The organism is Methyloversatilis sp. (assembly GCF_051861465.1).
Lineage (GTDB): Bacteria > Pseudomonadota > Gammaproteobacteria > Burkholderiales > Rhodocyclaceae > Methyloversatilis.
This window is the reverse complement of record NZ_JBHYCQ010000001.1, coordinates 458,167-476,584: the sequence shown is the minus strand read 5'-3', so window position 1 is coordinate 476,584 and position 18,418 is coordinate 458,167. Positions and strand designations below refer to the sequence as shown.

General features: G+C 67.2%; 18 protein-coding genes. 8 read left to right on the top strand and 10 right to left on the bottom strand.

The window, feature by feature from the left end:
• The first annotated feature begins 3 nt into the window (after positions 1–3).
• Complete coding sequence (gene murU / locus ACTIFF_RS02195) at positions 4–699, top strand: N-acetylmuramate alpha-1-phosphate uridylyltransferase MurU (protein ID WP_439535336.1); 696 nt, start codon at positions 4–6, stop codon at positions 697–699.
• On the opposite strand, the gene ACTIFF_RS02190 is transcribed toward murU, so the two are convergent.
• The 7 genes from ACTIFF_RS02190 to ACTIFF_RS02160 all read right to left on the bottom strand — a co-directional run bounded on the left by ACTIFF_RS02190 (position 686) and on the right by ACTIFF_RS02160 (position 7,200).
• Positions 686–2,155: an ATP-binding protein gene (locus ACTIFF_RS02190; protein ID WP_439535335.1), complete on the bottom strand. Its 1,470-nt coding sequence runs from the start codon at positions 2,153–2,155 to the stop codon at positions 686–688. The two genes, murU and ACTIFF_RS02190, sit on opposite strands and share 14 nt — an antisense overlap.
• Before the next feature lie 19 nt (positions 2,156–2,174).
• Positions 2,175–2,858 carry a response regulator gene (locus ACTIFF_RS02185; RefSeq protein ID WP_439535372.1) on the bottom strand — a complete coding sequence of 228 codons (684 nt, stop codon included), beginning with the start codon at positions 2,856–2,858 and terminating at the stop codon, positions 2,175–2,177.
• Positions 2,859–2,937: 79 nt separating this feature from the next.
• A complete protein-coding gene (locus tag ACTIFF_RS02180; protein ID WP_439535334.1) occupies positions 2,938–3,582 on the bottom strand; it encodes a tetratricopeptide repeat protein in 645 nt (214 codons plus the stop codon).
• Positions 3,583–3,595: 13 nt separating this feature from the next.
• Positions 3,596–4,405 (bottom strand): SDR family oxidoreductase, encoded by an 810-nt coding sequence (locus ACTIFF_RS02175; RefSeq protein WP_439535333.1) that lies wholly within the window; start codon positions 4,403–4,405, stop codon positions 3,596–3,598.
• Positions 4,402–5,070: a TenA family transcriptional regulator gene (locus ACTIFF_RS02170; RefSeq protein ID WP_439535332.1), complete on the bottom strand. Its 669-nt coding sequence runs from the start codon at positions 5,068–5,070 to the stop codon at positions 4,402–4,404. The genes ACTIFF_RS02175 and ACTIFF_RS02170 overlap by 4 nt, the downstream gene beginning before the upstream one ends.
• Positions 5,057–6,532, bottom strand: a complete 1,476-nt coding sequence (locus ACTIFF_RS02165; protein WP_439535331.1) for an AMP-binding protein — start codon at positions 6,530–6,532, stop codon at positions 5,057–5,059. The genes ACTIFF_RS02170 and ACTIFF_RS02165 overlap by 14 nt, the downstream gene beginning before the upstream one ends.
• Complete coding sequence (locus ACTIFF_RS02160; protein WP_439535330.1) at positions 6,529–7,200, bottom strand: thermostable hemolysin; 672 nt, start codon at positions 7,198–7,200, stop codon at positions 6,529–6,531. The genes ACTIFF_RS02165 and ACTIFF_RS02160 overlap by 4 nt, the downstream gene beginning before the upstream one ends.
• Before the next feature lie 184 nt (positions 7,201–7,384).
• Here ACTIFF_RS02160 and ACTIFF_RS02155 point away from each other — a divergent pair, with 184 nt between their 5' ends.
• The 7 genes from ACTIFF_RS02155 (at position 7,385) to hemF (ending at position 15,223) form a co-directional block, all read left to right on the top strand.
• Positions 7,385–8,710, top strand: a complete 1,326-nt coding sequence (locus ACTIFF_RS02155) for an aminopeptidase P N-terminal domain-containing protein (RefSeq protein ID WP_439535329.1) — start codon at positions 7,385–7,387, stop codon at positions 8,708–8,710.
• Complete coding sequence (locus ACTIFF_RS02150; RefSeq protein WP_439535328.1) at positions 8,707–9,882, top strand: FAD-dependent monooxygenase; 1,176 nt, start codon at positions 8,707–8,709, stop codon at positions 9,880–9,882. Before ACTIFF_RS02155 ends, ACTIFF_RS02150 begins: the two co-directional genes overlap by 4 nt.
• A 109-nt stretch (positions 9,883–9,991) precedes the next feature.
• Positions 9,992–11,026, top strand: coding sequence for a tRNA dihydrouridine synthase DusB (dusB, locus tag ACTIFF_RS02145; protein ID WP_439535371.1), 1,035 nt, complete (start codon positions 9,992–9,994; stop codon positions 11,024–11,026).
• A gap of 49 nt (positions 11,027–11,075) precedes the next feature.
• A complete protein-coding gene (locus tag ACTIFF_RS02140; protein ID WP_257082114.1) occupies positions 11,076–11,312 on the top strand; it encodes a helix-turn-helix domain-containing protein in 237 nt (78 codons plus the stop codon).
• 60 nt (positions 11,313–11,372) lie between these two features.
• Positions 11,373–12,962, top strand: a complete 1,590-nt coding sequence (gene purH, locus ACTIFF_RS02135) for a bifunctional phosphoribosylaminoimidazolecarboxamide formyltransferase/IMP cyclohydrolase (RefSeq protein WP_439535327.1) — start codon at positions 11,373–11,375, stop codon at positions 12,960–12,962.
• Between the two features lie 78 nt (positions 12,963–13,040).
• A complete protein-coding gene (gene purD / locus ACTIFF_RS02130; protein ID WP_439535326.1) occupies positions 13,041–14,303 on the top strand; it encodes a phosphoribosylamine--glycine ligase in 1,263 nt (420 codons plus the stop codon).
• A complete protein-coding gene (gene hemF, locus ACTIFF_RS02125; RefSeq protein WP_439535325.1) occupies positions 14,300–15,223 on the top strand; it encodes an oxygen-dependent coproporphyrinogen oxidase in 924 nt (307 codons plus the stop codon). The genes purD and hemF overlap by 4 nt, the downstream gene beginning before the upstream one ends.
• Positions 15,224–15,563: 340 nt before the next feature.
• Here hemF and ACTIFF_RS02120 read toward each other — a convergent pair whose 3' ends face one another.
• The 3 genes from ACTIFF_RS02120 to ACTIFF_RS02110 all read right to left on the bottom strand — a co-directional run bounded on the left by ACTIFF_RS02120 (position 15,564) and on the right by ACTIFF_RS02110 (position 18,370).
• A complete protein-coding gene (locus tag ACTIFF_RS02120) occupies positions 15,564–16,196 on the bottom strand; it encodes an OmpW/AlkL family protein (RefSeq protein WP_439535324.1) in 633 nt (210 codons plus the stop codon).
• 76 nt (positions 16,197–16,272) lie between these two features.
• Complete coding sequence (locus ACTIFF_RS02115) at positions 16,273–17,322, bottom strand: M48 family metallopeptidase (protein ID WP_439535323.1); 1,050 nt, start codon at positions 17,320–17,322, stop codon at positions 16,273–16,275.
• Positions 17,303–18,370, bottom strand: a complete 1,068-nt coding sequence (locus ACTIFF_RS02110) for a YjgN family protein (RefSeq protein ID WP_439535322.1) — start codon at positions 18,368–18,370, stop codon at positions 17,303–17,305. Before ACTIFF_RS02110 ends, ACTIFF_RS02115 begins: the two co-directional genes overlap by 20 nt.
• Between the last annotated feature and the right edge of the window lie 48 nt (positions 18,371–18,418).

Sequence of the window (18,418 nt, the reverse complement as noted above, 5' to 3'; positions counted from 1 at the left end):
GCGATGAAGGCCATGATCCTGGCCGCCGGACGCGGCGAACGCATGCGGCCACTGACCGACCACCTGCCCAAGCCACTGCTGGAAGTCGGCGGCAAGCCGCTGATCGTCTGGCACATCGAGCGGCTGGTGGCGGCCGGCGTGACGGAGCTGGTGATCAATCATGCCCACCTCGGCGACAGGCTGGTCGAGGCGCTGGGCGACGGCGCGGCCTTCGGCGCGTCGATCCGCTGGTCGGCCGAGCCGCCGGGCGCGCTGGAAACCGCTGGCGGCATCGCGCATGCGCTGCCTTTGCTCGGGGTACAGCCGTTCATCGTGCTCAATGGCGACATCTGGTGCGACGTCGCGGTCGCCGCGCTGCAACGCGCCGCCGGCACGCTGCAGGCGGGCGCCACGCTGGCCCATCTGCTGCTGGTGCCGAATCCGCCGCATCACCCCGACGGGGACTTCACGCTGGTCGACGGACACGTGGGCGAGACCGGCGGACCGAAGCTGACGTTTTCCGGCGTCGCCGCCTATCACCCGTCACTGTTCGGCGCACTCGACCCGGATGCGCCGGCGAAACTGGCGCCGCTGCTGCGCGCAGCGATGCGCGCGCGGCAGGTGACCGGCGCGCTGCACACCGGGCACTGGTTCGACGTCGGCACACGGCAGCGACTGGCCGAGGTCGACGCGCTGGCGCGCGCGGTCAGCGCTCGCTGAGCAGGGGAATCGTCAGTTCCACGCGCATGCCGTGGCCGCCGTCGCCATCGAGCAGCGCAATCTGACCGCCGAGACGTTCGACCACTTCGCGCACGATGGCCAGCCCGAGGCCGCTGCCGCTGCCGGCCGAACCGGGTATGCGGTAGTAGGGCTCGAACACCCGTTCGCGCAGTTCGGCCGGAATGCCCGGACCGGCGTCGCTGACCGACAGCACGGCCTGTCCGTCGCGGGCGTGCAGCGCGACCTGGATTGCGCTGCCTGACGGGGCATAGCGCTGTGCGTTGTCGATGAGGTTGCCGACCATGCTCGACAGGCCGTTGGCGTCCGCCAGCAGCATGCACGGGGCGTCGCACAGATCGAGTTCCAGCGGGTGGCCGCTGGCGTCGCAGCCGGGCCGGCGCTGCGCCACCACATCGCGGGTCACGTCGCGCAGCGAGACCGGCACACAGTCCGTCTGTCGCCCGGCGCGACTGTGCGCCAGCATCTGTTCGGCCAGATGCACCGATCGCGACACGCCGGCCAGCAGGTGATCGAGCGAGGCGTCACGCTGTGCGGCATCTTCCGCACGGCGGGCGTTCTGGGCATGTATCTTCAACGCGGCCAGCGGTGTCCGCAGCTCATGCGCAGCCGAATCGATGAAGCGACGCTCCCGTTCCAGCGTGCTGCGCACGCGCCCGAACAGGCCGTTCAGCGCGCTCAGCACCGGTTCGATCTCGCTCGGCACCCGGGTCAGCGACAGCGGCTCGTCGTCCTGCGGCCGACGGGCGGAAATGCGCTCGGCCAGCTCGGACAGCGGCGCCAGACCATAGCCGATCAACAGACCGGTCAGCAGCAGCACGATCAGCAGGCCGATCAGCAGCGGCGCACCGGTGGCCCAGCCCAGCTTGGCCGACAGTTCCTCGCGTGCGTCGGCGCGTTCGGCAACCTGTATCCACACGTCGCCGGAGTGCAGCACGAACACACGCCACACGCCGTCCTCCAGCGTATGGTCGCTGAAGCCCTTGCGCAGCGGTGCGAAGGGTGCGGCCGGTGCGGACGATGACCGCGCCAGCAGCGTGGCAGCGCCCTCATCCGCCGCTTCGCTCCAGATCTGGTACGCAATATGGGTTTCGTATTCGTGACCGAGCGAGGACTCGACATCGTGATGCCCGAACAGCCAGTCCTGCAGGCGCCACGACAAAGGCATCTTCGCGTCGGCATCGAGCGCCCGGTCGTGCGCCCGGGCCCCGGCACGGATCGGTGCCGGCAGATCCATGACCAGCGGCGCATTGAGCGTGGCGTGCTCGATCTGGCGCACCATCAGGCTGTCGAGCACGCGGGCCGACGTGGCCAGGCGGGCATCGAACAGTTCATCCGCCTCGTCGCGGCCGGCGGCGACGGCCAGCCACACGGTGCTGCCCAGCACACCGAGCAGGATGACCGCGCTGCCGGCCAGCAGCAGCAGGCGTATCGACACGCGTCCCGGCTGCGCCACGTCAGCGGTCGGACCGCGCAGCCGCCGGCAGCGGATCGATCACATAGCCGACCCCGCGCACCGTGCGGATCAGACCGGGGTGCAGCTTGCGCCGCAGATTGTGGATGTGCACATCGAGTGCATTGCTTTCCAGCTCACTGTCCCAGCCGTAGATGTTGTCCACCAGCTGCTGCCGGCTCAGCACGTGGCCGATGTTCTCCAGCAGTTTGCGCAGCACCATGTATTCGCGGCGCTGCAGATCGACGTTGCGGCCGTCCACGCTGACCGTCATCGCCGAGGTGTCGACCTCGATGGTGCCGTGCCGGATCACATTGACGACCGCACCGCGGGTGCGTCGCTCCAGCACGCGGATGCGCGCCATCAGTTCGTCAAGATCGAACGGCTTGGTCAGATAGTCATCGGCGCCGGCGTCCAGGCCGCCGATGCGCTGCAGCGTGGTGTCGCGCGCGCTCAGCACCAGCACCGGTGTGGTCACGCCGGCTTCGCGCGCACGGCGCAACACCTCCATGCCGTCCATCCGGGGCAGGCCGAGATCGAGCACGGCAAGATCGACGCCCGAGCCGCGCAGCGCCTCGAGCGCCTGCGCACCATCGCGTACCCACTCGACGGTGTAGCGCGTGCGCTCGAGCGCGTCGCAGATGCCGCTGCCCAGCAGCTCGTCGTCTTCAACCAGCAGAACCCTCATCGGTCGGATCGCGCCATATCGGAAGTGCGTCATTGTCGCTCCAAAACGCGTTGCGGCCGGTCAGCCGATGACAGGTGGCCTATTTCAGCTTTTCCTTCACCTTGACCATCAGGGCTTCGATCTCCTTGCGGCGCCCTTCGTCAGCCAGCGGGCGGTTCGGCCGTGCCGGCGCCTTGAGCGCCGTCTCGAGCGACGCACGCGCCTTTTCGTACTCGCCGGCCCGATACAGGCAATCGCCCATGAAGTAGTGCGGATCGATGCCGTTCGGGTTGAGCGCGAGCGCCTTGTTCAGCAGTTCGCGCGCCTTGTCCTTGTCACCGAAGCCGATCGGCCAGCCGGGCACCTGGCAGTACAGCGACGACAGCGTCACGTAGGCCGAGCCGTTCAGCGCCTCCGGATTGCGCGCCAGCGACTGTTCCAGCACGGTGCGCGCTTCCTTGGCCAGCGACAGCGCACCGAGCCCGCCCTTCGCACCCGCCTGGCTGGCCAGTGCGATGGCGTACCAGATATCGGCTTCGGAGCGGTCCGGATGCTCTGCGCGCACGGCGGCGGCGTCCTTGGTCAGCGCCTCGTAGGCCTTTTCCTGCTTGTCGGCCGGCTGCTTGTACTTGATCTGTTCCCACTCCGACTGCAGTCGGGTGACCGACTCGTCCAGACCCGCCCAGGCCGGCGTGATCAGGAACAGGGCGGTGATGGACAGAAAGGATCTGATGGACATCTTCATTTGTTGATTCCTCTCATTTGCTGACTGTTTGTGCGTGACGACGAATGACTGGCAGCTGTTTTGCGAGGCTGGAATCGACCAGCGACGGCAGCATACGGTTGATCCGGACGAAAAAGCGCTCCGGCCAGCCGAGATGGCCCTCCGGACGCCGGTTGTCGAGCAGCGCAAGCAGCGCCTGCGCGACGGTTTCAGGCGTATCGCTGGCGACGCCCAGCTCGCGGTTCAGCGCGACCTGGGCCGGGCTGTTCAGGGCGGTCTGTGTGGCGCGCGGAGCGAGGTACTGCAGCTCGATGCGGCTGCCGGCCAATTCGCGTCGCAACGCTTCGCTGAAGCCGCGCAGCGCGAACTTGCTCGCGCAGTAGGCGACGCTGCCCGGGTGACCGATGTCGCCCAGGATGGAGCCGATGTTCACGACGCGCGCCTTCTTCTGCCGGTGCAGCAGCGGCAGCAGCGCGTGTACCAGCAGCATCGGCGCCAGCGCGTTGGTGTGCAGGATGTGTTCGATCTGTTCCGGTGACTGGTCCTCGAACCATGCGAGCTGGCCGACACCGGCGTTGTTGATCAGCAGGTCTGCGCCGCCCGGCAGTGCTTCGGCGGCCGCCAGCACGGCGCCCCGGCCGGATGCAGCGGTCAGATCCGCGCGGACGATGCGCACGTCCAGTGCGGGAAACGCGAAGGTCAGCTCGGCCTGCAGTGCCGCGAGCTTCACCACGTCGCGACCGACCAGCAGCAGCGCCGCGCAGCGCGGGGCGAGCGCCTTCGCGATCGCCGCGCCGATGCCGCCCGTCGCGCCGGTCAGCACCACGCGAAGATCCGCCTTCATGCCGCGACCGCCTCATGCCGGGGCGTCAGCGAGCGGAACAGGTCGCCGTACAGCCGGTACATCACACGTGCCACATGGATGACCGCCAGCCGGTCATCCTCGTCGTCCAGGCCGTCCATCAGGGTGGCGAAGAAGCGCACGTGTTCCTGGTCCAGCGAGCCGTGCGAATTGAGGTAGGTGAAGGCGGCTGGCGGCAGATGCAGGCTGTGCGCGATGCGCTCGGCCGCAGTGGTCGCAATCGACACGCTGGTGCCTTCGAGCACATGCACCATGCCGAAGAATCCGACCGGATTCTTGCGCGCAATCCAGTCGTGCGCATAGGCCACCATCAATTCGGCCTCGAGCCGGGGCTCGGCGTTGCGGGCGGCTTCGCGCTGCCCGCCGCAGGCCGCGATGTCGTCGAGTATCCATTCCTCGTGGCCGATCTCCTCGTCGATGTACTCGGCAATGGCGTGCCGCAGCGCTTCGTGCCGCGCCGGCAGGCGCGCGCCGCAGGCCATCAGCAGCGGCACGGTGTGCCGGACGTGATGGAAGGCCTGGCCGAGGAAGTCACGGTACTGCGTCAGCGTCACGCGACCGTACGCAGCGTCCTGCAGGATGGGGGCGCTCAGAAGGTGGGCGCGTTCGGCAGCGGTTTCGCGCTGCAGGCGTTCATGAAACGACATCGTGAAAGGTCTCCGCGGTGAAGGGAAGGTGTGCTTCGGTAGGAGCCTCGTACAGCACGGCGAGCCGTTCGCCATAGGCCCGGAAGATGGGATCCCTGCGCACGCGGCCGTTGTCTGTCGCCTGTCCGTTGAGCGCAGAAAAAGGCGCGTCGGCACGCAGCCAGTGAGTGATCCCGGCGTAATCGGGCAGGCGGTCGTTGGCCGCGCGCACCACTGCGGCGAGCGCTTCGTCGGTCACCTCGCCGCGCGGAACGATGACGGCGCACAGCCCCGGCCGACCTTCGCCGAACACGACCGCCTGCGCCACGGACGGCGCGGCCAGCAGTTCCGCTTCAGGCCATTCGGGCGCCACGTTGCGACCGAAGCCGGTGATGATCTGATGCTTGATGCGGCCGGTGACGTGCAAACAGCCGCGCGCATCGACATGGCCGATGTCGCCGGTGTGCAGCGGTCCGTCGGCCGGCGCGGCAGCGCCCAGACAGCCGGCCAGCCGGCTGCCATGCAGCAGGATTTCGCCATCCGGGGCGATCTCTGCCCGCAGGTGGGGCAGCACGCGGCCGACCGCCCCGGGTGCATCGTCCGGCCGGTTCAGCGCCACGACCGAACCCGCTTCGGACAGTCCATACCCTTCGCAGGCCGGAAAACCGAGCGCCCGCGCACGCGTGATCAGGTCGGGCGACACCCGCGCGCCGCCGACCGCGACCAGTTTCAGACCACGCGGTACCGGTGCGCCAGCCTCGGCGGCGGCCACCAGCGCAGTCAGCATCTGCGGCAGCAGGATGACGCTGTCCGGCTGCCAGCGATGCAGCGCAGCCAGTGCTGCCCGCACGTCGAAACTGCTCGAACCGTGCAGCCCGACGTCGGCCAGCGGCGGCACCACGCATTCGCCATCGAGCGCGAGGGCCACATCGGCGCCCGCCACATTTTCGAGCAGCACGGCCAGCGGCAGCATGCACAGGTGGCGCCGGATGCCCAGTTCGCGTGCAACCTGCACCAGCGAACCGGTGACCGCCGACAGTTGCGCCGCCGTCAGGCAGACCCCCTTGGGCTGGCCGGTCGTACCCGACGTGAAGGTGATCTTGGTGGTCATCGGCGGGACGACCACCGCCGATTCATTGCGCCGTGTCCACACCGACAGACCTTGCGACGAACTTGTGCCGGCGCTCAACCCGAGTCGCGCGGCGCGTGACGGGTCATCCGTCAGCAGCACCGGCGCACCGGCGGCATCGAGCGCGTGCCGGCACTGCGCGTCGGTGAAGAAGGTCGGCAAAGGCAGGGCGACCCGGTCGGCCTGGCGGATGGCCCGATCGGCCGCCAGCCAATCGATGCCGTTGTCGGCCAGCAGGGCGACGACTTGCCCCGGGCACCCGGCCAGCCGTTCGGTCAGCGCGTCGACGCGGCCGATGACGATCGCGTCATCGGCGGCACCGTGGGCATCGATCAGGACAGCCTGACGGCTCACGCCGCGTCCTCGACCACGGTGTGCAGGCCGCTGGCAATGCGGCCGACCATGACGGTCGGGCTGTTGCGGTAGTAATTGCCCCAGTTGCCGACACCGTCGCGCAGCCGCGCCGGGTCGGCGATCGCCACCGGAAAGATCGGAATGCCCAGGCGCACGAACGAATTGGCCAGCGCGCGCGTGGCCGTGAACACCACGTAATCCAGGCCCTGCGCGTAGAAATGCTGCGTGGCGAGTGCAATCAGCAGGCGCCCCAGTCCGGCGGACGTCGATGCCATATTGCCCACTTCGGCCACTGCGGCGCGGGCGACCCGCTCGCCCAGCACGCCGCCCAGCGCGCTTTCGAGCGGTACATCGAGATACTGTTCGATGAAAACCGGACGCACGCCCGGCAGGCTGTAGCCCAGTCCGGCCGCCCATTGGCCATCGCTGTTGCGCACACCCAGCAGCGTGTCCGCAAAGTGCGTGATCACCGCACCGTAGCCGCGGAAAAAGCAGCCGGCGATGAAACGTTCGAGCGCGGCGCGTTCCGGGTGCAGGCGGCCAACGACTTCGAGCGCCGGGTCGGACAGCGCGGGCGCCATGCCGCGACCCAGCACGCACGAACGGACACCGGCGGAATGCACAGCGGACTTTCCTGCAAGGGTACTCAGTGTTGCGGCCTGGTTCATCGCATGCCTCCATTGGGATCGAAGGCATGTTTGCGGGCGAACATTAATGGAGACTTAAGCAAATCCAGCGCGACATGAAACAGGACATTTCAGGGCCGACTGCGCACGAAGAACCGGAACGCATTCCGGGGTCCCGGGTCTGTTGGCATTAAACTCCTGTCCTGATCGAATGCCGGAACCCGTCATGCACCCCTATTCCGAACGCCGCGCCCGCCTGATCGAACGCATGGGCAGCGGCGTTGCCGTGATCGCCACGGCCCCCGAACACCTGCGCAACCGTGACACCCACTACGGCTACCGCCACGACAGCTACTTCTATTACCTGACCGGATTCAGCGAACCGGAGGCGGTTCTGGTGCTGATCGCAGGCGATGCACCCCGCTCCATCCTGTTCTGCCGCGAAAAGAACGAAGAACGCGAAATCTGGGATGGCTGGCGTCACGGACCCGACGCGGCACGCGAGCAGTTCGGCTTCGACGAGGCGCATTGCTATGCCGAACTGGACGCGAAGCTGGCCGAGCTGATCGCCAACCAGCCTCGACTGCACTACGTCATCGGCGAAGACGCCGCGTGGGACAACCGCATGATGGCGGCGCTCAATGCGGTGCGCGCGCAGAGCCGCGCCGGCAAGTTCGCCCCGTCGGAACTGCTGGACATCCGCCAGCCGCTCGACGACATGCGGCTGATCAAGGACGCGCACGAACTGACCCTCATGCGCCGTGCGGCCGAGATTTCTGCCCGCGCACACCGGCGCGCCATGCAGGCCACACGACCGGGCGCGTTCGAGTACGAGATCGAAGCCGAATTGCTGTACGAATTCCGTCGCTCCGGCTCGGAAGCCCCCGCCTATGGCTCGATCGTGGCGGGTGGCGCCAACGCCTGCGTGCTGCATTACGTATCGAACAATGCCCCCCTGCGCGACGGCGATCTGCTGCTGATCGACGCCGGCTGCGAACTCGGCGGCTATGCGTCCGACGTCACCCGCGCCTGGCCGGTGAATGGGCGCTACAGCCCGGCACAACGCGACCTTTACCAGCTCGTGCTGGCCGCCCAGGACGCCGCATTTGCCGCGGTGCGACCGGGCGCACGATTCATCGACTATCACGACGCTGCCGTGCGCGTGCTCGCCCAGGGCTTCGTCGACCTGAACATGCTCGAAGGCAGCGCCGACAGCGTGATCGAACAGGGCACCTACAAGCGCTTCTACATGCACCGCACCGGCCACTGGCTGGGCATGGACGTGCATGACGCCGGCGAGTACCGACCCCGACCGGGCAGCGCCGGCGCCGGCGAGCAGGACTGGCGCACGCTCGAAGCCGGCATGGTGCTCACCGTGGAACCCGGCTGCTACGTGCGACCGGCCGACGACGTACCGGAAGCGTTCTGGAACATCGGCATCCGCATCGAAGACGACGTGGTGGTGACCGCCGACGGCTGCGATATCTACACCTCGGCCACGCCGAAGACGATCGCCGAGGTCGAAGCCGTCATGCGCGAGGCGCGTGGATGACTGACGCCGCGACCGCGACGGTGTGCGATGCACTCATCGTCGGCGCCGGCCCGGTCGGGCTGGCCGCCGGCTGCGCGCTGCGCGCGGCAGGGCTGGCCGTGAAGGTGCTCGACGCCGGGCCCGCCGGACGCGCGCTCGATGACACGCGTGTGATCGCGCTGTCGGCCGGCTCGCGCGACATCCTGCGCGGCCTGCAAGCCTGGCCGGTTACCGACACGACGCCGATCCGGCGCATCCATATTTCGCAGCGCGGCCACCTGGGCCGCACCGAACTGCGCGCCGAAGACTTCCGCCTCGAGGCGCTCGGCCATGTGGCACGCGCAGGCACGCTGGTGCGCGCGCTGCGCGAACGCGCCGGGCAGCTGGGCCTGACCGTGCAGCACGACTGCGCGGTGCTCGGTGCGCACGAAGGCAACGAAACGGTGCACGTCCGCACGGCGGGCGGCGACCTGATGGCGCGCGCACTGCTCTGGTGCGAAGGGCGCATCACTGACGACGAAGCGCTGTCGCAACAGCGCGACTACGACCAGCACGCCGTGATTGCGCTGGTCACGCCGGCCCGGCCGCACGACAACGTGGCCTATGAGCGCTTCACGCCGCAGGGCCCGGTGGCGCTTTTGCCCTGCGGGCGTGAGTACGCCCTTGTGTACACCTGCGCCAGTGGCGACGCCCAGGCGCTGATCACCGAATCCGACGCCGCCTTCGCCGCGCGCGTGAGCGAGGCACTGGGCGGACGCGTCGAGGTTTCGGCCGTCGGCCCGCGCAGCGCGTGGCCACTGACCCTGCGCATGCGCCGCGACATCGTCAGCGGACGCCAGGTCTGGCTGGGCAATGCGGCGCAGACCCTGCACCCGGTGGCCGGCCAGGGCCTCAACCTCGGGCTGCGCGATGTCGCCCAGCTGTCCGCCTGCCTGCTGCCTGCGCTGGCGCGCCATGCAGGCGACCCAGCCGTGGCGCTGCAGGCGTACGCCCGGCAGCGCCGCGCCGACCGGATGGCCACCGGACGGTTCACCGACGGACTGGTGCGCATCTTCGGTTTCGGGAGCACGCATCCCGGGCTGGGCGCGCTCGCCGGCCATGCGCGCGGCGCCGCGCTCGCACTGCTGGATGCCTGTCCGCCGGCCCGTCAGTTCATCGGCCGGCGCATGATGTTCGGCGCACGCGGCTGGTAGCCACGGCCGACAGAAATTTCGACCGCATTTGCGTGACGGACACGCTTCGCCCTGGCCGCGCATCGGGTTAGAATCGCGCCCCTGTTCGTCTGCAATGCCCCCGCACCCCATGCACTTCGTTGGCTTCAACCTGCGAAACAACCTGTTCGTCGCGCCCATGGCCGGCGTGACCGACCGCCCTTTCCGCCAGCTGTGCAAAAAGCTGGGCGCAGGGCTGGCCGTGTCCGAAATGGTCACGTCGAATTCGCTGCTGTACGGCAGCGCGAAGACGCAGCGCCGCGCGAACCACGACGGCGAAGTGGCGCCGATTTCGGTGCAGATCGCCGGCGCCGACCCGAAAATGATGGCTGACGCCGCGCGCCACAACGTCGATCGCGGTGCCCAGATCATCGACATCAACATGGGCTGCCCGGCCAAGAAGATCTGCAACGTGATGGCCGGCTCGGCGCTCATGCAGGACGAGCCGCTGGTCGAGCGCATTCTCGAAGCCGTCGTGCGGGCAGTGCCGGACACCCCGGTCACGCTGAAAATGCGCACCGGCTGGAACCGCGACAACAGGAACGCCCCGATGCTGGCGCGCGTGGCCGAACAGTGCGGCATCCGCGCGCTGGCCATCCATGGCCGCACGCGTGCCGACCAATACACCGGCCAGGCCGAGTACGACACCATCCGCGCGGTCAAGGCCGCGGTGAAGATTCCGGTGATCGCCAATGGCGACATCACGACGCCGCAGAAGGCGCGCGACGTGCTCTCCATCAGCGGCGCCGACGGCGTGATGGTCGGCCGCGCCGCGCAGGGTCGGCCATGGATCTTCCGCGAGATCGAACACTTCCTGGCCACCGGCGAGCTGCTGGCGCCGCCCGAAGTGTCGGAAATCCATCGCGTGTGCCGCGAGCACATCGAAGATCTCTACGATTTCTATGGCATCGAGTCGGGCGTGCGCATCGCCCGCAAGCACATCTCCTGGTACACCAAGGGGCTCATCGGGTCAGCCGCCTTCCGCCACGCGATGAACCAGCTCGAAGGCACCGACCGGCAACTGGCGGCAATCGACGAATTCTTCGGCCGCATGGCGGCCGACAACCATCGTCTGGCCTACGAGCCGGGTGCACTGGACGAACACGCGCAGGAACTGGCCGCCTGATCGCTTAGCAGGGCGACGGAGCAGGCCGGACCATCAGGGAGATGCCGCCATGAGCGGACGGAGTGATATTGCCGAGTGCATCCGCCATTCGCTGGAACGCTACTTCCAGGATCTGGATGGCGAGGCCGCAAGCGGTATCTATGACATGGTGCTCAGACAGATGGAGCGACCGATGCTCGAGGTGGTGATGCGCGAAGCCGAAGGCAACCAGACGCGCGCTGCCGACATGCTGGGCATGAACCGCAACACCCTGCGGCGCAAGCTGAACGATCACGGCATGATCTAGCCCGTCCATTCCTCTCCGTCCCATCCCGCACCGCCCTCCAACCCTCCCCTGGAAAAGCGCATGAAGATACAGCGTGCATTGATCAGCGTGTCCGACAAGACCGGCATCGTTGAATTCGCCACCGCCCTGACCGGGCTCGGCGTCGAGTTGCTGTCCACCGGCGGCACAGCCGCGCTGCTGGCGAAAGCCGGTCTGAAGGTGACCGAAGTGGCCGAGCACACCGGCTTTCCGGAAATGCTCGACGGTCGCGTCAAGACGCTGCATCCGCGCATCCACGGCGGCCTGCTGGCGCGACGCGAGGTCGACGCGCACATGCAGGCGCTGGCCGAACACGACATTCCGGTCATCGACCTGCTGGTGGTGAATCTCTACCCGTTCGAGGCGACGGTCGCCAAGCCCGGCTGCACGCTCGAGGACGCGATCGAGAACATCGACATCGGCGGCCCGGCCATGGTGCGTTCGGCTGCCAAGAACTGGCGCGGTGTCGGCGTGCTGACCGATGCCGGACAGTACCCCTGCGTGCTCGAAGAGCTGCGCACCTCGGGCACGCTGTCCGAAGCCACGCTGTTCGCCCTGTCGGTGGCGGCGTTCAACCGCATTTCGAATTACGACGCGGCGATCAGCGACTACCTGTCTTCGCTGAACGCCGACGGCACGCGCGCCGAGTTTCCGGCGCAGTCCAATGGCCGCTTCGTCAAGGTGCAGGACCTGCGCTACGGCGAAAACCCGCACCAGCGCGCGGCCTTCTACCGCGACCTGTACCCGGCGCCCGGCTCGCTGGTCAGTGCGAAGCAGCTGCAGGGCAAGGAACTGTCGTACAACAACATCGCCGACAGCGATGCGGCATGGGAATGCGTCAAGAGCTTCGAAACCGGCGCCTGCGTCATCGTCAAGCATGCCAACCCCTGTGGTGTGGCACTGGGCACCCGCACGCTGGAGGCCTACCGCAAGGCGCTCGCCACCGATCCGACGTCGGCTTTCGGCGGCATCATCGCGTTCAACCGTCCGGTCGATGCGGCGACCGCCGAAGCGGTCAGCGGCCAGTTCGTCGAAGTGCTGATGGCCCCCGCATTCGAACCGGCCGCGCTGGCGGTGCTGGCGGCCAAGGCCAATGTGCGCGTGCTCGAGATTGCACTCGACGGCGTTGATCCGAAGGGCGCAAGCGCCTGGGCGCGCGGCCGCAATTCTCACGACGCGAAGCGCGTGGGCTCCGGTCTGTTGATCCAGACCGCCGACGAACCGGAATCACTCGAAGGCCGGCTGAAGGTGGTCACGCAGCGTGCGCCGACCGGCACCGAAATGGCCGACCTCACCTTCGCGTGGCGCGTGGCGATGTACGTGAAGTCCAATGCCATCGTGTATTGCCGCGACGGGGCGACCGTCGGTGTCGGCGCCGGACAGATGAGCCGCGTTGATTCGACACGCATCGCCCGCATCAAGGCGGAGAATGCCGGCCTGACGATCGCCGGTTCGGTGGTGGCATCTGACGCCTTCTTCCCGTTCCGCGACGGCGTGGACGTACTGGCCGAAGCCGGTGCAAAGGCCATCATCCAGCCCGGCGGCAGCATGCGCGACGAAGAGGTGATCGCGGCGGCGAACGAACACGGCCTGGCCATGGTATTCACCGGCACGCGACACTTCAGGCACTGATTTTCCGGACGGCAGCCGGACCGGGCCACAAGCCCGCACGGCTGACAGCCGGCATGAACGGTTTTTCAAGGATTCATCATGAAGCTGCTGGTCATCGGTTCAGGCGGACGCGAACACGCGATAGCCTGGAAGCTGTCGCAAAGTCCGCGTGTTCAGAAGGTCTATGTCGCGCCCGGCAACGCCGGCACGGCGCTCGAACCCGGTCTGGAAAATCTGCCGATCACCGATTTCACCGAACTGATCAACTTCGTCGAAGGTGAAAACATCGCCTTCACTGTGGTCGGCCCGGAAGCGGCGCTGGCCGCCGGTGTGGTCGATTGTTTCCGGGTACGCGGCCTGAAGATCTTCGGTCCGACCCGCAAGGCGGCACAGCTTGAAAGCTCGAAAGACTTCGCCAAGCAGTTCATGGTCCGCGCCGACATTCCCACGGCGCGCTACGAAACCTTCACCGATGCAGCCGCTGCGCACGCCTATGTCGATGCAATGGGCGCACCCATCGTCATCAAGGCCGACGGGCTTGCCGCCGGCAAGGGCGTGGTGGTGGCCATGACGCTGACCGAGGCGCACGGCGCCATCGGCATGATGCTCGCCGACAACGAGAGCGGCCGGTCGCGCGTCGTGATCGAGGAATTCCTGCAGGGCGAAGAAGCGAGCTTCATCGCCATGTGCGATGGCGTGACCGCGCTGCCGCTGGCCACCAGCCAGGACCACAAGCGTCTGCTCGACGGCGATGCCGGCCCGAACACCGGCGGCATGGGTGCCTATTCGCCGGCACCGGTGGTCACGCCGGAAATCCATGCCCGCGTGATGCGCGAGGTGATCCAGCCGGTATTGACCGGCATGGCGCTCGATGGACTGCCTTTCACCGGCTTCCTGTATGCCGGCCTGATGATTTCACCGGATGGAGACGTCAAGGTGCTTGAATTCAACTGTCGCATGGGCGACCCGGAAACCCAGCCCATCATGATGCGACTGAAGACCGATCTGGTCGACCTGATGGAAGCGGCGCTGGAAAACCGCCTGTCCGAAGCGCATACGGACTGGGACCGCCGGGTCGCCCTCGGCGTGGTCATGGCCTCCGCCGGCTACCCGGATGCGCCGCGCAAGGGTGACGCCATCAGCGGATTGCCGCCGGACACGACGGAAAGCCATGTCTTCCACGCAGGCACGTCGGCGCAGGACGGTCAGGTCGTGACCGCCGGCGGGCGTGTGCTGTGCGTGACCGCGCTGGGCGACACGGTAAAGCAGGCGCAGCGTGCCGCCTACCTGCTGTGCGACAAGGTGCAGTTCGCCGGCATGCAGTTCCGCCGCGACATCGGCTACCGGGCGGCACGGCGATGAGCGCGCGCGCAGAGATGGTACGCAGCTGGCTGCTCGGTCTGCAGGACCGCATCATCGACGGTCTGCAGGCGGCGGACGGCAAGCCCTTCATCACCGACGGCTGGATCCGTGGCCCGGAAGAGCGTCTGCAGGGCGACGGTCGCACGCGACTGGTCGAAGAAGGCAATGTATTCGAGCGCGGCGGCTGCAATTTTTCGCATGTGCGCGGGCCCAACCTGCCGCCGTCGGCCTCGGCCAACCGGCCGGAACTGGCCGGCGCCTCGTTCGAGGCGATGGGCGTGTCGCTGGTGTTGCACCCGCGCAACCCCTACATTCCGACGGTGCACCTGAACGTGCGCTTCTTCACTGCGCAGCCGCCATCCGGCGATGCGGTGTCGTGGTTCGGCGGCGGCATGGACCTCACGCCCTACTATGGTTTCGAAGAAGACGCCACGCACTTCCACCGCACCTGCCGCGACGCACTGGCCCCGTTCGGCGCCGACACCCACGCGCGCTACAAGAAATGGTGCGATGAGTACTTCCTTCTGAAGCACCGCAAGGAAGCGCGCGGCATCGGCGGCGTATTCTTCGATGACCTCGGTGCCGAAGGCGAAGTCAGCTTCGACCACGGCTGGGGTGTGACGCAAGCGGTCGGCGACGCCTTCCTCGCCGCCTATCTGCCCATCGTCGAGCGCCGCCGCGATGTGCCCTACGGCGAACGCGAACGCGACTTCCAGGCCTACCGGCGCGGCCGCTATGTCGAATTCAACCTCGTATTCGACCGCGGCACGCTGTTCGGACTGCAGTCGGGCGGCCGCACCGAATCCATCCTGATGTCGATGCCGCCGATCGTGAAGTGGCGCTACGACTGGCACCCGGAACCGGGCTCGCCGGAAGCAAAGCTCTACACCGACTTCCTGCCCCCCAGGGAATGGGTGTAGCCGGGGTGAGGCAGGGGTTTCGCAGCGCATGCGCTGCGCCTGCCGAACGGGCTGGCTGTTCAAAGCCAGCCTCCGTTTAACAAGCAAATTCGGCAAGCGCCGCTTCCGGCGGATGCGCGACGCGATCGCTGTGAAAGCGGATCATGCGCCCGTTCGCGGCTTTCAACGCTCCCCACAGGTCTGCCTCCCCGGCCCTTCGCGTCCAACACGCAAAAAAAACGGGCACCTCAAAGGCGCCCGAACCGGGACCACAGGAAGAACTCTTCAGGGTCTGTTGACCCTGGACCCGCCCGCCCGGCCCGGAGCTTGTGGCCCCGGGCAGGCGGTCAGGCCTTGCTGCTCAGAACCGGTAACCGACACCGACGCCGACCAGGATGGGGTCGATGTCCAGCTTGGTTACCTTGGCACCGTTCGCCTTGACGAAGATGTCGGTATCGATGGTCACGTACTTCACGTCGAGATTCAGGAACCACTTCGGCGCGATCTGGTAATCCACGCCGATCTGCGCCGCGAAGCCGAAGCTGCTGCGGTCGATACGCAGCGGCACGCTGCCGCCGAGTACCGTGCCTGCATCCAGATCAACGCTGGAGAAGCGCGTGTAGTTCGCGCCCAGGCCGACGTAAGGACGGAGGGTTCCAGTCGGGTTGAAGTGATATTGCAGCGTCAGCGTCGGCGGCAGATGCTTGACCGAACCGATGCCGGTGCCGCCGAGTTCGACGTCGTGCTTCTGCGGATACGTCAGAATCAGTTCGGCCGCGATGTTCGGCGTGAAGAAATAGGTGATGTCGACTTCCGGAAAGGTCTTGTTTTCCGCTTCGACGTCGATCGGCAGGCCGAGACCGCCGGAATTGCCGTTGTCGACGTTCATGTGCAGCGCACGCACGCGCACCATCCAATCGCCCTCTTCAGCCGCCTGTGCGACACCTGCCACTGCTGCCAGTGCTGCCACGCCCATCCACTTGATTGCCTTCATTTTCTGCTCCGGGGAATTGAAACTGCATGTGTTGGATGCAGTATCCGCGAAGCCGGAAACCCTACTTTGATCAGGGTCAATGGATGATGAAGTCCTCGCTGCGCAGCCGCGCGATGCGTTCGGCGGTATCCGGATGGCTGGACAACCAGCCCATCGGCCCGGAACGTCTCGCCGGGCCCTCGCCATGCGCGGCGGCCAGCTTCTCCAGCATGCCGGCCAGCAGTTCGGGGGACTGTCCGCGGGTACGCAGCAGCTTCACGGCAAAGTCGTCGGCCTCGCGTTCCATGTCGCGCGAATAGCCCGCCTGTACCAGCGCCGTCGGAGCGGTGGCCAGCAGACTGCTGATGTCGCCCAGATACCAGGCCATGAACAGTGCGGTCGCCGAGCCCTGCAATAACATGCGTACGCCGTGGCGCTGATGCACATGCCCCAACTCGTGCGTCAGCACAGCCAGCACCGGTGCGTCAGCCCCGGCCAGCGCAACCAGTTCGTCGGTAACGATGAGCGTACCGTCGGGCAACGCAAAGGCGTTCGCGCCCAGTTGCCCCCCGCTGCGGAACAGCAACGTGTGCGGGATGGGCTGACCATCGATCGACGCCACCGACGAGAGCGCCTCGCGCAGCGCCTGCTGGCGTGCCGATGGCAAGGTCGTCGGGCGAGTCAGCGCCTGGTCCAGCCATTCAAGTGTGCGTTCCGACAGCGCGGCCATCGCACGGTCGGGCACCAGCGGCGCGGTGGCACGGGCCGCCCAGGGCAATCCGTACTGCATGATGAGCCAGACCGACAGCAGCAAGGCCGACAGCATGATCACCACCATGCGCGGCTCGAACGCCCAGCGCACGACCGCCGCATCACGATGGCCGGAGGCCGCGAGCACACGCGCCAGTGCGGCATGGTCGCGCACTTCCAGGTGGGCACCGTCGGCAAAGCTGATCAGGCGTGCGGCATCGCCCATCGGCTCGGACACGCGCAGCGCAGCCAGGGGCTCGCTGCGCGCGACCTCGCCGCCTGCAACATGCAGTACGCCATCACTCACGCTCAGCGTGACGGCATGCGCCCGCGCGCTGCGGCCGTCGAAATACCGCGCGGCGACGCCGGTCACCGGATCAGAGGGCGATGTCGACATCGAACAGGTCTGCCGCCTCCTCGCCGGTCGCGGCGGCGTCCTGCGCCTGGCCGGCGATGAAGTCATCGAGCGGGCCGGCGCACAGCATCGTGACGCTCTGCAGCCGGTAGCGCGCCAGGCGGATAGCCGCGAACGGCAGGAAAAGGCCCAGCGTGCACACCACGCCGATCAGGTTGGTCAGCATGATCACGTACAGCCGGCGCGCACTGACCGTCGATTCGAAACGGTGACCGTCAAGTTTCATGTGGTTCCAGACCAGATTCTGCAGGCGTGCCGACAGATAAGGCTGGACGAACAGCAAAAGCAGGATGAACAGCAGCGGCGCCAGCGCGAACACCGCCGGATTGCCATCCGCCAGCGATCCGAGCAGCGCACCGATGGCCGCCATGCCGAGGAGCACCACCGCGATCGCCGCGCCATAGATGCGGTAATAGGCGCCGACCGGCGCATCGATGGCGAAGCGTGCACTGCCGAAGCGCGCGTGATTGAACTGGTAGGCCTTCATGCGCTGGTGCCACATCGGTCCCAGCAGATACAGCGTCAGCACGCTGAAGATGGGCCACTTCAGGAATACCGAATAGGCGCCGCCGGTGCTGCCGTCGAACCCGAAACGGAGGCCGCGCCAGCTGGAGTAGTGCGCCCGGAAGCGCAGCGAACGCATCAGCAGCACCGGCATGACCGCCGCCAGCGCAACCGCCACCGCGATGCCGGCGATGAGGGAAAACTGGAACGACACGTTGTAGGCCAGCAGCAGCATGAAGCCAATGACGCGGCCCTTGAGGATGGCGCGCGGATCGCCGTGGTAATCGAAGGCCGCACCGCCGAGTGTCGTGTGGCGGTAGAAATACTGCAGCCGCCTGACCTTGGCCCAGGCCGAATAGATGCCGAGCGTGAGCAGCGTCAGCACCAGATTGACGATCCAGATGCCGAAGTATTCGCTTCCGCGTCCGGAAAACGTGATCGGCTCGCGCTGCAGCGCCGGCGCGTCCGCGATGAAGGGATTGCCGCCGGCCGCATCGGCCGGGGCGTGTTCGAACGGGTTGTTCATGATGGATGGGCAAGAAGCGGAATGACCGAATCATGCCAGATGGCATGA

What these genes read in the sequence shown, in the direction of transcription:
- ACTIFF_RS02120 (WP_439535324.1), bottom strand. Translation starts at nt 16,196, where the DNA reads ATGAAGGCAATCAAGTGGATGGGCGTGGCAGCACTGGCAGCAGTGGCA.
- ACTIFF_RS02155 (WP_439535329.1), top strand. Translation starts at nt 7,385, where the DNA reads ATGCACCCCTATTCCGAACGCCGCGCCCGCCTGATCGAACGCATGGGC.
- ACTIFF_RS02160 (WP_439535330.1), bottom strand. Translation starts at nt 7,200, where the DNA reads ATGAACCAGGCCGCAACACTGAGTACCCTTGCAGGAAAGTCCGCTGTG.
- ACTIFF_RS02180 (WP_439535334.1), bottom strand. Translation starts at nt 3,582, where the DNA reads ATGAAGATGTCCATCAGATCCTTTCTGTCCATCACCGCCCTGTTCCTG.
- purD (WP_439535326.1), top strand. Translation starts at nt 13,041, where the DNA reads ATGAAGCTGCTGGTCATCGGTTCAGGCGGACGCGAACACGCGATAGCC.
- ACTIFF_RS02115 (WP_439535323.1), bottom strand. Translation starts at nt 17,322, where the DNA reads ATGTCGACATCGCCCTCTGATCCGGTGACCGGCGTCGCCGCGCGGTAT.
- ACTIFF_RS02140 (WP_257082114.1), top strand. Translation starts at nt 11,076, where the DNA reads ATGAGCGGACGGAGTGATATTGCCGAGTGCATCCGCCATTCGCTGGAA.
- ACTIFF_RS02170 (WP_439535332.1), bottom strand. Translation starts at nt 5,070, where the DNA reads ATGTCGTTTCATGAACGCCTGCAGCGCGAAACCGCTGCCGAACGCGCC.
- murU (WP_439535336.1), top strand. Translation starts at nt 4, where the DNA reads ATGAAGGCCATGATCCTGGCCGCCGGACGCGGCGAACGCATGCGGCCA.
- purH (WP_439535327.1), top strand. Translation starts at nt 11,373, where the DNA reads ATGAAGATACAGCGTGCATTGATCAGCGTGTCCGACAAGACCGGCATC.
- hemF (WP_439535325.1), top strand. Translation starts at nt 14,300, where the DNA reads ATGAGCGCGCGCGCAGAGATGGTACGCAGCTGGCTGCTCGGTCTGCAG.
- dusB (WP_439535371.1), top strand. Translation starts at nt 9,992, where the DNA reads ATGCACTTCGTTGGCTTCAACCTGCGAAACAACCTGTTCGTCGCGCCC.
- ACTIFF_RS02175 (WP_439535333.1), bottom strand. Translation starts at nt 4,405, where the DNA reads ATGAAGGCGGATCTTCGCGTGGTGCTGACCGGCGCGACGGGCGGCATC.
- ACTIFF_RS02150 (WP_439535328.1), top strand. Translation starts at nt 8,707, where the DNA reads ATGACTGACGCCGCGACCGCGACGGTGTGCGATGCACTCATCGTCGGC.
- ACTIFF_RS02110 (WP_439535322.1), bottom strand. Translation starts at nt 18,370, where the DNA reads ATGAACAACCCGTTCGAACACGCCCCGGCCGATGCGGCCGGCGGCAAT.
- ACTIFF_RS02185 (WP_439535372.1), bottom strand. Translation starts at nt 2,858, where the DNA reads ATGAGGGTTCTGCTGGTTGAAGACGACGAGCTGCTGGGCAGCGGCATC.